At 60.0% G+C, this 12,631-nt stretch carries 8 protein-coding genes; 3 read left to right on the top strand and 5 right to left on the bottom strand.

From position 1 onward, the window contains the following. Positions 1 to 196: 196 nt before the first annotated feature. Together HMPREF3160_RS09095 and HMPREF3160_RS09090 are read right to left on the bottom strand one after the other, a co-directional pair. Positions 197 to 3,262 carry a UPF0182 family membrane protein gene (locus HMPREF3160_RS09095; protein WP_083285607.1) on the bottom strand — a complete coding sequence of 1,022 codons (3,066 nt, stop codon included), beginning with the start codon at positions 3,260 to 3,262 and terminating at the stop codon, positions 197 to 199. Between the two features lie 127 nt (positions 3,263 to 3,389). Beyond that, a complete protein-coding gene (locus HMPREF3160_RS09090) occupies positions 3,390 to 4,643 on the bottom strand; it encodes a YlbL family protein (protein ID WP_176744731.1) in 1,254 nt (417 codons plus the stop codon). A gap of 136 nt (positions 4,644 to 4,779) precedes the next feature. On the opposite strand from HMPREF3160_RS09090, the gene HMPREF3160_RS09085 reads away from it, so the two are divergent. Beyond that, positions 4,780 to 6,417, top strand: a complete 1,638-nt coding sequence (locus HMPREF3160_RS09085) for a zinc-dependent metalloprotease (RefSeq protein WP_083285605.1) — start codon at positions 4,780 to 4,782, stop codon at positions 6,415 to 6,417. A gap of 14 nt (positions 6,418 to 6,431) precedes the next feature. Here HMPREF3160_RS09085 and HMPREF3160_RS09080 read toward each other — a convergent pair whose 3' ends face one another. Then, positions 6,432 to 7,010: a M48 metallopeptidase family protein gene (locus HMPREF3160_RS09080; protein ID WP_052048337.1), complete on the bottom strand. Its 579-nt coding sequence runs from the start codon at positions 7,008 to 7,010 to the stop codon at positions 6,432 to 6,434. 164 nt (positions 7,011 to 7,174) lie between these two features. Between HMPREF3160_RS09080 and HMPREF3160_RS09075 the strand changes: the two genes are divergently transcribed. Next, positions 7,175 to 8,176, top strand: coding sequence for a hypothetical protein (locus HMPREF3160_RS09075; RefSeq protein ID WP_070508096.1), 1,002 nt, complete (start codon positions 7,175 to 7,177; stop codon positions 8,174 to 8,176). A gap of 29 nt (positions 8,177 to 8,205) precedes the next feature. Here HMPREF3160_RS09075 and HMPREF3160_RS09070 read toward each other — a convergent pair whose 3' ends face one another. Both HMPREF3160_RS09070 and nudC read right to left on the bottom strand, forming a co-directional pair. Continuing rightward, the gene (locus HMPREF3160_RS09070; RefSeq protein WP_035755549.1) at positions 8,206 to 10,314 is read right to left on the bottom strand and encodes an ATP-dependent DNA helicase UvrD2; all 2,109 of its coding nucleotides are present in this window, start codon (positions 10,312 to 10,314) and stop codon (positions 8,206 to 8,208) included. Next, complete coding sequence (gene nudC, locus HMPREF3160_RS09065) at positions 10,307 to 11,305, bottom strand: NAD(+) diphosphatase (protein WP_176744730.1); 999 nt, start codon at positions 11,303 to 11,305, stop codon at positions 10,307 to 10,309. The genes HMPREF3160_RS09070 and nudC overlap by 8 nt, the downstream gene beginning before the upstream one ends. Positions 11,306 to 11,411: 106 nt before the next feature. On the opposite strand from nudC, the gene HMPREF3160_RS09060 reads away from it, so the two are divergent. Continuing rightward, complete coding sequence (locus tag HMPREF3160_RS09060) at positions 11,412 to 12,605, top strand: phosphotransferase (RefSeq protein ID WP_070508093.1); 1,194 nt, start codon at positions 11,412 to 11,414, stop codon at positions 12,603 to 12,605. Positions 12,606 to 12,631: the final 26 nt, after the last annotated feature.

Genomic DNA, 12,631 nt, shown 5'->3' with positions numbered 1-12,631 from the left:
GCGATCAACTTGACATGAGGCACTACGATCAGAAGTAAACAATCCACGAGTGCCGTTCATCACTCCTAACGAGCGGTGGGTGGGAACTCAACACGAGTTCCCACCCACGCATCAGATCAACGACGCCTCAGCATCGTGCACCCAGGCAGCCAGCTGAGCCTTCACAAGACTACTGATCGCCCTGCTGTTGATCCTGCTACTCATCTCCTTGCTGACCATCGCCCTGCTCCTCACCTTCCGGCTCAGCATCAGCGGCATCGTTGGCAGTCCCATTCAGCTCCTCATCAGCCGCGGTCGCGTCTTCAAGAGCCTTCTGCAGCTCATCCTGGGCCTTACCGTAAGCCGCGAAGTCCTGCTTACCGAGCGCATCCTCGCCATCCTTGATGGCCTTATTCGCGCGCTTCAAAGCATCCGAAAGTTTCGCGTTGGCATCAACCGGTGCAGAGCCGGACCCTTCACCGTCCTTGCCACCTTCGGAGTCTTCACCCTTGATCGGGCCGGACTCCCCGGTTTGGGCACCAGAATCGCCACCGAACACCTGGTCCAAGGCTTCAGACAACGAATCTGCGTAACCCACCGAATTACCGTAAGAAACCAGAACCTTACGCAGCGACGGATACGACGTCTCACCCGTGGACTGAACATACACAGGCTGGACGTAGAGAATACCGCCACCAACAGGCAGGGACAGCAAGTTACCCTTGATAACCTTCGTCGAGCCACCCGTACCCGAAAGCAAGTTCAGATCCTTAGAGATCAACGGGTTCGAGTTGAAGTTCTGCTGAGCCTGACCAGGGCCAGGAACAGTAGTCTGGGTCGGCAACTTCAACAACGTGATCTTGCCGTAATCAGCATTGACCTTACCCGGCGTAGAACCAGCATCACCGTTCGCGGCCAAGAAGCCATACATCACGTTGCGTTGGTTCCTCGAACCAGCCGACTGCTCCGGAATGAAGCTCGAAGTCAACGAGAACGAATCCTCTTTCTCCCCCGGCAGACGCAGCGACATGTAGTACGGCGGCTGCTTAGGTGGGTTCTCCGCTCCAGCAGTCGGATCATTCGGGACCTGCCAAGCATCGTTACCCTCATAGAAGTCATCAGCCTTCTGGACGTGGTACTTACCCAGCAGCTCACGCTGAACCTTGAACATGTCCTCCGGATAACGCACATGCTCCATGAGCTTCGGAGACATCTCGCTCATCGGCTTAATCGCGTTCGGGAACACACCCGACCAAGCCTTCAACAACGGCTCATCCGGCTCCCACGCATACAACTCAACCGAGCCGTCATACGCATCGACCGTGGCCTTGACCGAGTTACGGATGTAGTTCACGTTGTCAGCGAACTGGTCCGCGCCAGCACCCTGGCCACGCGTGAGAGTGTCCCGCACCGCATCACCCAACTGTTGCGAGGTCGAATACGGGTAGTTATTCGTGGTCGTGTACGCATCCACGATCCACTTCACCCGGCCATCGATGATCGCCGGGTAGGCGGAGGTATCAACCGTGAGGAACGGAGCGACCTTCTTCACACGCTCCTGCGGATGACGATCATAAAGAATCTGCGACTCCGAGTTCACATCCCCCGAAAGCATGATGTCCATCGACCCGAACTTGATCGCATACGACAACTTATTCAAGAACGAACCAACGTTCGGGCCACCATCACCCGAGAAGGTGTTACGACGCTCGCCCTGACCATCCGAGCCCGCCGGACGGTCCAGCTCACGAGGCTCCCAATCCTCAGGGCCACCCACAATCGAATACTTCGGCGAAGACTTACCGAAGTAAATACGAGGCTCATACGTCGAGTCATCACCCAAAACACCCTCAGACGGGATGTTCTCCAACATGAACTGCGGGTCACCAGTCTGCGACACCTTATTGCCATAAGCCGCAACCACACCATAACCGTGCGTGTACGTGATGTGCTGGTTGACCCACGAGTTCGTCACCGTCTGCGAATTCACAGCCAACTCACGCGCCGCAATCACAGTGTCCTGACGCTCACCATCGATCTCATAACGATCCACCGCAAGAGTGTTAGGGAACGTGTAATAGCCACGCTGCTGCTGCAACTGCGCGAACGTAGGAGAGACAATATTCGGATCCAACAAACGAATATTCGTAGTCGTCGCCACATCGCGAGTCAACGCGTTCTTCTCCGGCTGAGTCTTCGCGTCATAGCTCTCAAGCTTGACGTCCTCCAAGCCATAGGCTGCACGTGTGGCATCAATATTGCGCTGAATATAAGGACGCTCCATCGACTTCTGCGAAGGCTTGACCTTGAACTGCTCGAGTGCGGCAGGGAAAGCGAAACCCGCAACGAGCGCCACAACAGCCAACATCGCAGTCGCGATCAACGGCAGACGCCACTTACCGCGCAACCCAGCCACAACGAACAACGCCGCAGCAATCAACGCGGCCCCAGCAAGAATGAACTTAGTGGGGATCACTGCGTGGACATCCGAATACAACGCGCCCGGAACACGGCCCAACTGGTTCAAAACCGTGCTGTAAGACTCAAGCCAGAAACGCAGACCAAATGCGACCAGCACCAGCGCACCCGCAATACCCAACTGCAGGCCCGCCGCACGGGTCACCGAAATCTTCCCCGAATCCGAGAACGAAATCCCACCTGTCAAATAATGCGCCACCACGCCAGCGATACCGCTGATCAGCGTCACCGAAATCAGGAACGCAACCACCATCTCAAAGAACGGCAAAGACATCACAAAGAAAGAGATATCCAAGCCGAACTCAGGGTCCTTGGCGCCAAACGGAGTCCTGTTCAGCCACAACTGAACAATCTGCCAACCCGAGGTCAACGTGATGCCCGAGAAAATACCCAACAGAGCCGGAACCAAGATCAGCCCCAAACGGCGGAACATCGGGGTCTCTTCCAGCATCTTCACCGTCTGGCCAGCAGCCGAACCCGACTGTTTAGGGCGCTTACGCCACGCATTATTCAAGTGAAGCCACACAGCCCCACCCGTAATCAACGCACCAATCACGAACAACGCGACCTGCGTCAGAGTCCGTGTCCAAAACACGTCCGCGAAACCGAGCTGGTTAAACCACAGCACGTCCGTATAGAAATGGGCGAAAAGAATAAACAACCCCACCAGCGCTGCAACAATAATCAGTGCAGGCAACAACGCAGGGATCTTAGGGCTCTCATTCTGGTTCCGTGAACCGGAATCATTCTTACCATCCCCGCCAGAATCACGGGATGGGAAAGGGAACGCGGGGCCTGAGGTCACGACAATCCTTCAATCGAATACGAACAGCTGATCAGATGCCCAAACCAAACTCGGGATCAGACACATCCATTACCATTCTGCCAAACAGTGCCAGGGCCCACACGCCGCAGGGTAGATGACGGGGCAGCTAAGCCCCGCAACGTGGCGCCTCGGGCTCCTTCCCCTGCGCCACCGATTCAAGGATTTTCACGGCGTCATCCAACGTCTTCATCGAATACGCCTTGATCCCCTCCGGAACCCTGCCCTTCAGCTGCGCGCAATTCTGTTCCGGAGTCAAAAACACCTCCGCTCCCGCCTTCCGGGCGCCCACAATCTTCTGCGCCACACCCGCGATCGGGCCGACCTTGCCATCGATATCGATTGTCCCGGTGCCAGCAACCTTCGTATCCCCCGCCAACGAACCAGGCGTCATCTTGTCGATAATGCCCAGCGCCATCATCGTGCCCGCAGACGAACCGCCGATGTTCTCAATCGCATAAGAAACCTCGAACGGGAAACGCGGATGCGGAGAAATAAACACACCCAACGAAGGCTTACCCGTCTCCGCAGAAACCTTGGTCTGCGCTTGAACCGTCATCTTCTTGCCCTCACGGATGATGCCCAACTCAACCGAACCGCCATCAGCCCCAACTTTCGAAGCCTGGATCGCTTTCTGAACCTGTGTGACGCTCGAAACCGACTTCCCGTTCACCGCAACCACCGCATCGTTGGCCATCAACGTGCCCTCATTAAAGGGTTCAGCGAAACCAACAATCCGAGTCTCCATCGAAAAATCGATACCCATATGCTTAACAGCGGCAACCTCAGCGGTGACCTGCGAGCTCGTCATCTGCAACTCGCTCTGCTGGCTGCGCTGCTCAAACGTGACACCCAAAGGGTAATAGAACTCCTGCGGCTGCATATCCGTCACCGGATCAAACCACGCCGCAACAGCCTCAAAGCCGGTAGGTTGCCGGCCCGGACCACCCGCGACAGACACCGTGGTCAACGCAAGCGAAGAATCCGTCGGATACGTCTTACGCCCATCGATCGAAATGATGTCAACACCCTCGATCTCACCTACCGTGTCCACCACCGGGCCTGGCTTCTCAATCATGAACGCCGTAGGCAAGGACAAAGGCACCGTCAACAAAACCATCGCAGCCAACCCGGCAAGCCACTGAACACGCGAACCATACCGTTCCTTACGCTGCCGGCGCATCGGAGGCCGCGGCTGGCCCGAACCGGCGCCGTGCAGGAGCCCCTGTGTTTCCTGGGTACGCTGTGTCTCCTGCGCGCCCGGTGTTTCCTGCGGGCCCTGTGTTTTCTGCTCACGCGGGGAGTCTGTACCCTGCAAGCCCGGGCGGCCTGTGCCCTTCTCGCCCGGGAAATCTTCAGCCATGCCACTGCTCATAACTGAAAGACTACACAGCAAGGATTGACACGACCGCCAACGCGGGCCTACACGAGCCTGTGGCGCGCTGAGCCACAAGCGAAACCACCCGGTGCTCACGCCCATAGCCAGGTAGCGTAGGAGTATGGCTGACGATCCACGCTCACACGACGACCGCGAGAACAACGAGGACCGCGAACGCCGCGATGACCGCGACAACAACCGCGAGCACCCAGACCGTACCGGTCAAAACGGCGCTGACGGTTCTCAGTCTGGCACGGGCGGCGCTGGTAGCTCTGGTGGCGCGGGCGGCGCAGGTGCTAACGATGCGGGTAGCAACGGCAACAGTGATGCCAACGGCCCGAGCGATCCGCTGAGCCAGATGTTCAACCAACTCTTCGGCGGGGCCGCACCGCAGGGCTTCTCGATGCATATGGGTCCCGGAATGGGGGCAGGCATGGGTAGCGGCTCAGGTGACGATGACCCCCGTCAGCAACCCGATTTCAATGCGATCTTCGGGCAGCTCCAGCACATCTTCGGGGCCCTAGCCCAAGGCAATTCGGGTGGGCCCGTCAACTGGAATATCGCGACGGAATCCGCTGAGCAGGTCCTCGGTAGCGATGACCCCAAGGTCACGGACGAGGAACGCCACGATGTTGAAGAGGCCGCCCACTTGGCTGGCATGTGGCTCAACGAAGTCACTTCTTTCGAGGCACCAGCTGCTCAACCCCAGATTCTGCGCCGTTCCGAATGGATCAAAAAGACACTGCCTGGTTGGCAGCGCCTCACCGAACCTGTAGCTCGCCGCGCATCCGAAGCCGTAAGCCACTCACTCAACGATCAGATGCCGGAGGAAGCCCGCGCGCTACTCGGGCAAGCGGGATCGTTCCTGACCTCGCTCGGCTCAACCATGTTCGGCGCCCAGCTGGGCCAAGCCGTGGGTTCGATGGCGTCTGAAACTTTCGGTGGAACGGACGTTGGTCTTCCGATGGCCGGCCGCGGTTTCGCCCTCGTCCCGGCGAACGCGAAAGCCTTCGGTGAAGGGCTCGCCGAGCCTTATCTTGAAGTCCTGTTGTATCTAGCGATGCGTGAAGCCGCTACCGTGCGCCTGTTCAATTCGGTCGAGTGGCTCGAAGACCACGTGGTGGCACTCGTTACCGACTTCGCTGAAGGCATCAGCATGAATACCTCAGCGATCCACGAACAACTCGACGAGATCGACCCGTTCAACCCGTCCGCGTTCCAAGAAGTCCTGCAGTCCGGGATGCTGGAGCCAACCAAGACCCCTCAGCAAGAAGCAGCGCTGGCACGGCTAGAGACCACGCTGGCCCTGATTGAAGGTTGGGTTGATTCGGTAGTGACGCAAGCGGCTCACCGTTTGCCGTCCGCTCCCGCGCTACGGGAGATGATCCGCCGCCGCAGGGCAACCGGGGGCCCTAAAGAGCTGGCTTTCGCGGGGCTGGTCGGTTTGGAGATGCGCCCCCGCCGCGCCCGCGACGCCTCCGCTGTGTGGGAGTTCATCGCCCAGGAACGCGGTAACGAGGCCCGCGACGAAGCGTGGGCCGATATGGCGAGCCTCCCTACCGCTGAAGACCTCGACGACCCGACCGGGTATTTCGAACGCCGCGCGCTGCTCGATGCCTCAGACGAAGACTTCGACGCCGCCGTGAGCGCTTGGCTCGACGGCACCTCTGCTGATGGCGGCGATTCCTCCAATGGTGGCGACTCTTCCGATGGTGGCGCTAGCGACAACGACCAGGGCGAGGACGATTCCGAGAAGTAACCGCTAAATAGCGGCTAGGACTCCTCAGCTTTCCCTCCGGCGACATCAGGGGCGCCGCCGTCGCCGAGCCTGCGCGCCCACACGACGCCATCGAGGAAAGCCTTAGCCTCCGCTACTCGCGGAAGCTGATGCTCGAGCGCTTTGAACTGGGCCCCGTGCCCGTCATACGGCACTATCAGGTGCGCCATCTCGTGGCCAATCACGTAGTCGATAACCCACGGCGGCATGTGCTCAAGCATGTGTGAAATCCGGATGGCTCCCGTTGAGAGCGTCGCAGAGCCCCACCGCATCCGCTGATTCGTAACCCACCGGATCGAGGTCGGGATGCCCCGCCCATCGAACACGCTGTGGGCGATCTTTTCAGCGCGCCGCATCAACTCCTCATCCGTGCGAGCGGCCGGTGAGGCACGGGAGCTAAGCCGTTCCCGCATCGTACGCGCCCACGTCTCAACAGCGGTAGGGCTCATCGTTGCAGGGACCGCAAGACACAGGATCCCGTTCTCCCACCGCGCGCTCACGGTTTTGTGGCGGCGCGATGAACGACGCACCAAGACAGGTAGTTCATCCACGGTGATGTGGTGCTCGGTTCTCACTACACAACTCCAAATCCGCAAGGCATCGGGGAAAGTACATCCATTGTCGTTGATCCTCCCCCACGTTCGGTTGTGGACATCCGAACCTGTGGATGACTCGCTGGCCTGCTGCGCGAAACTGGCACGATAACCACACCAGCTCCCTCAATGCGAAGGACAGACCCATGACAGCGTTGCCTACAGCGAAAGCCCCCGAGCTAGACCACGCCCCAGCGCCTCATACCCGGGTTTTCGCCTACCCGGACGGCCGGATCACTCTCGGCGACGGACCAGAAACCACACAGATCACCGGCGTCAGCGCCGAGGAACTGGCATCCCTCAAACAGCTGCTTACGGCGCTGCCCAAACCTAAACTTCCTGCCCCAGGGCTACTTGGGGAGCGGCTCATCAACGACGCCCGTTACCTCCACAAAGCACCTGTTCAGCACCGCACAGCAGGCCGCCAAGAAAAAGCTGACGCAGAAGAACTACCGGGCGCATATCAACGCCAACGCCGCAGCGTGTGGATTGACGGCCTCGACCGATGCGGGATGAGCGTCGCGTTCGGGCTCGCTGCCGCCGGGGTAGGCCGGATCCTCAGCGGCGACACCCAACGCGTGCAATCCTGGGACCTTGGAACCACACCACTACGGCTCACCGAACTCGGGCTCAGCCGCGCAACAGCCCTTCAACGGCAGCTGGCTCGGATACATCCGCACACCACCGTGATCGGTGCACTCGAACTCAGCCACGTAGCCCACTGCCTCGATGCGGTCATCTATATACGCAACGACGGCCTCACAACAGACGAATTGAGCCAGCTAGCAAGCCTCAACATCCCCGTGCTGCCCATCGTCTTGCTGCACGATCACGCACGCATTGGGCCTCTCATCCGCACCCCACACGCCGGTGATAGCGCTTCCCCGCTCTTATGTGCCGAATGCGTAACCAACACGTGGCCGCTACGAGAAGAACGCACCGAACTGAGCAGCCCACACCTCAGCGCCCCAGAAACAGCGCAAACCAACGTCGTGGCGGCCATCGGCGTTCAGCACGCCCTCCACATCCTGGATGAGCGCATACCCCCACCGAGCACCAACCACAGCATCAGGATCGACGCCAAAACCTCCGCGATAACCTACCAGCCGGCCTCATGCAACTGCCCACGTCAACGGCACGCGCCGTGAAGGTGTCAGCGGCACGCGCCGTGAGGCTATCAGCGGTAGTCCGAAAGTAGCGACAAAATACTTTCGCCATGACGCCGCATCTTTGCAGCCCCAATACCTGGGACCTTCAAAAGCTCCTCAGGCCCGTCCGGCATGATCTCGGCGAGCGCCAGAAGCGATGCGTCAGTGAGCACAACGAAAGCGGGCATCCCGATCTCACGAGCGGTTGCGGTGCGCCATTCACGCAGCGATTCGTAGAGTTCCTGGTTGATTTCTGGCGCGCAGTTATCGCAGCGGCGCAGTTTACGTTCCGTTGCGCTGGTGAGGATGCCGTCGCATTCCCGGCAGCGCAGAACACTCGTGGGTTTGCGATGGGCCTGCCTTGTTGGCCTAGCGGAGGTGCCGCCTTGTGGTGTTGGCGCGATCCCGTCGAGGAAGCGTGTGCGCCGGCGGCGGCCACGGCCACCAGTGGTGCGGGAGCGAGCCCAGGAAATGATGAGCCGGCGCTGGGCACGCGTTACACCCACATACATGAGGCGGCGTTCCTCATCCACGCCCGCTTGGTCTTCAGCGAAAGAGATCGGCATGAGTCCTTCAGTCATGCCCGCGAGGAACACGGTGTCCCATTCAAGACCCTTCGAAGAGTGCAGGGACGCCAACGTGACACCTTCAAGTTGCGGAACGTGTGCTGTCTGGGCGCGTTCCATCAGCTCATCAGCGAACTGCTTCATCGTGATCTGTTCGCCCTCACCCAACGAGGCCCCCATGCTCTCTGCCAGCGAGACCAGTGCGGACAACGATTCCCAGCGGTCGCGGACCGCACCTGTAGCCTGCGGGGCCTTAGCCGACCAGCCCATCGACCCCAACAAGTCCCGCACCAGTTGCGGCGCCGGGTGATCCGGGGCCTGCCGTGCCGCCGTGCGGATCTGCGCCATCGCCTGCAGAACCTCGGAACGCTTAAAGAAACGCTCAGCGCCGCGCAACTGGAAGCTAATCCCGTGAGCGTTCAACGCACGCTCGAACGCTTCCGACTGCCCGTTCGTGCGGAACAAAACAGCGATGTCTTTCAGCGCGACACCATCGGTCTCGTGCAACTGGTTGATCCGCTGGGCAATGAACTCCGCTTCCGCATCGTCGTCTGCGGCCTCGTGAAACTCAGGCTGTGGGCCCGCATCACGTTGAGCAATCAACTCAAGCGGTTCAGCCCACACCGCGCCCCGCTGATCCAAGCCGCGCTCAACCCTACGGTGTGCGAGCAGACGGTTAGCGACCGAAACCACCTGCGGAGTCGAACGATAATCCCGCACCAAACGCACCTCGCGGGCATCCGGATGCTTAGAACGAAAATCCAGCAAGAACCGCGGTGTAGCTCCCGTGAACGAATAAATCGTCTGCGACGGATCCCCCACAACACACACGTCGTTACGGGTACCCAACCAGGCGTCCAAAAGCCGCTGCTGAAGCGGGGAAACATCTTGATACTCATCCACCGTGAAATGCCGATACTGGCTGCGCACCTGCGCGGCAATCCGCTCATCATCTTCAAGGATGCCCACCGTCAACAACAAAACATCCTCAAAATCGATCATCCCGCGGTCCGTTTTAACCTCCTCATACAAGGCATACAAACGCGCCAAAGCCTGATGATCAACATTCCCAACCGGCGGACGGTTCAACGCAGGCGACGCATAAGCCTCCGGCGTCAACATCGAAACCTTCGCCCACTCAAGCTCACCAGCAATATCGCGCACCGCCGCACGATCAGCCGAAACCCGCAACCGACGGGCCGCCTCCATCACCAACGGAGCCTTATGGTCAATCAACGCCGGAAGCTGCCCACCCACAGCCTGCGGCCAAAAATACTGCAACTGCCGCAACGCCGCCGCATGAAACGTATGCGCCTGCACCCCGTGAGCACCCAAAGCACGCAGACGAGCCCGCATCTCCGCAGCCGCGCGCGCCGTGAACGTCACCGCCATCACCTGATTCGGAACATACGCACCCGTTGCCACCCCATACGCAATCCGGTGCGTAATAGCACGAGTCTTACCCGTCCCCGCGCCAGCGATCACCGCCATCGGCCCATGAATATTGGAAGCAACCTCGTGCTGCTCGGCATCCAAGCCATCCAAAATCTCTTCAGGGCTCGGACTATGCACGCCCATCAGCCTCCCTCTCAGGCAACGCTTCCCCATACCAGTCCGCCAACAACGCATACGAGATCGAAGACGACCCCGGCAAACGCATCACACCACCAGCCACCGCTTCACGCAACTCATCACGACTGAACCACCGGGCCTCATCAATCTCATCAGGCTGGGTCACAACACCACACGATGCGGCCCGTGCCGTGAACCCAACCATGAGCGAACGAGGAAAAGGCCACGGTTGCGAACCCCTATACGTGATCTCGGTCAGTTCCAGCCCGACCTCCTCACGCATCTCCCGACGCACCGCGTCCTCAAAGGACTCCCCCGGCTCAACGAACCCAGCGAAAATCGAGAACCGTCCAGCCTCCCAGGCCGCGTTATGCCCCAACAAAACCCGGTCAGCATCATCAGTGATCCGCACAATCACCGCAGGGTCAAGCCGCGGGAACTCCTCATGCCCCGCACCACACACCCGGACCCAACCGGCGTCGACTGCACGCATCGACTCACCACACCGGGAACAGAACCGATTCGCGGCACTCCACGCCAGAATCGCCACCGACGTTGCCGCCAACGCCGAATCCTGCCCCGACAACTGAGCCGCAACCCGGCGCACATCCGCCCACGCCACACCCGCAGGCACCGTGGTCTCAAGGCCTGATGCGGCCGGGACCGCAACCCAATCCTGGCCATCCACGCGGCCAAGCCACACAGCATCAGGCCACGCAACCGGCGCATCGGCGGCAGATGCAACACCCGCCGTTTGCAGGACATCCAGCGAGTGCAGGTCACCAACCGTCAGCTGAGCGAGACGCACCCCGTCACCCTGCGCGGGGTTGACAGTCAAGACACCGCTGTCCACTAAGACGCTGTTGCGTTCTACCACCACAACCCGGGTCGCAGGATCAGTCACTGCAGCCTCAAGCCAGGCGTGCTCACGGCGGTCCATACCACCGCGATCCCACGCGAACCCCGAGAACGGAACTGACAGAAAAGACATACACATACCGTAACCGGTACACCCGATACGCCCAGCAAAAAATAGGTGTCCCTTCAGGGTGTCTCCAGTCAAGCAAAGAGCCTCATAACAACGTAACGTTATGAGGGTGAAACGCAGTACGCTCGACCTCGCCGCCATCGCTACAGCCGCAGTCCCCGGGCTTTCAGCCGTCCAAGCGGGCCGCTTGCCGGAAGACTCTGCTGATTTCGATTCTGCGCTCATCGTGGACTCTCAAGGGAAACGGTGGCGCGTGACGAGCCCCCGCCACGCGGACGCGAGCATGAAACTTGAAACGGAGCAGAGCGCGCTCGACACGCTCACCGCGGCCGCGCGAGCGACCCTTCCGTTCTCTGTGCCGACAATCGCAGGCACCGTAGTCCAGGGGCAGCTGCGTACCTTCGTTTACCACCATTTGCTGGGGCACGTACTGGATTTGCAAGAGCTCGAAGCCGATGGCGGGCGCCAGCTCGCACAAGGCATCGGCCGGGCGATCGCCGCGATTCACGGGCTCAAACACGAACTGGTTGAGGCATCCGGGCTTCCGGTGTTTGAAGCTGAAGAATTGCGCCGAGGCTTGCTGTCTCAACTGGACCACGTCGCAGAATCAGGCAAGGTCCCTCCCGAACTGTTGCGCCGTTGGGAAGAGATGATGGAAAACGTTGCCTGGTGGAGGTTCAACCCCACCGTGATCCACGGCGACCTTCATGAGGAACGTTTGTTCATTCACGAGGGGCGCTTGCAGGCGGTCACCGGCTGGTCTGCGTTACGCGTTGGTGACCCGGCCACTGACTTGGCGTGGGTCTTAGGCATCGATAACCCTGACACGGTGGATGCGATCTTCGAAGCGTATGGGCAAGCCCGTGGACAGCTGGGCGATGACGACCTACGTAACCGTGCAACACTTGCGGCCGAATTCGCGTTAGCTTCCTGGCTTTCCGGGGCACTCACTCACGCTGACCAGGCCCAAATCGACCAGGCGGAAGCCTCACTGAATCAGCTGAACGAAAACATTCTGGCGGTTCAACGCTATGAAGCTGAGCTTCAACGTGCCGCGGAAGAAGCCGAACGCCGCCGCATCGAAGAAGAAAAACGCCAGGCAGAAGAGCGGCAACGCCAAGAAGAGGAACGGCGCCGCCTGGAGGAAGAACAGCCGGCAGCGGCTGAAGATCTAGATACCACCGCAATCCCCGTTGTTGATGCGTCCGCAGGCCCTTCCACGGATGAACGCGACACTCCACCCACGGATACCAGGGAGACCACGGACGCCACTGAGACCACGGACACGCACGAGAAGCCTTGATCAACTGACGTGAGGCCCGGCCCTCG

Origin of the sequence: Arthrobacter sp. HMSC06H05, from assembly GCF_001807395.1 — a bacterium.
In the GTDB taxonomy this organism is placed as follows: Bacteria; Actinomycetota; Actinomycetes; order Actinomycetales; family Micrococcaceae; genus Pseudoglutamicibacter; species Pseudoglutamicibacter albus.
This window is presented reverse-complemented; position numbering and strand designations above follow the sequence as displayed.

Bases quoted from the DNA above. Each gene is read 5' to 3' on its own strand.
- HMPREF3160_RS09075 (WP_070508096.1), top strand. From the start codon at position 7,175: ATGACAGCGTTGCCTACAGCGAAAGCCCCCGAGCTAGACCACGCCCCA.
- HMPREF3160_RS09090 (WP_176744731.1), bottom strand. From the start codon at position 4,643: ATGGCTGAAGATTTCCCGGGCGAGAAGGGCACAGGCCGCCCGGGCTTG.
- nudC (WP_176744730.1), bottom strand. From the start codon at position 11,305: ATGTCTTTTCTGTCAGTTCCGTTCTCGGGGTTCGCGTGGGATCGCGGT.
- HMPREF3160_RS09085 (WP_083285605.1), top strand. From the start codon at position 4,780: ATGGCTGACGATCCACGCTCACACGACGACCGCGAGAACAACGAGGAC.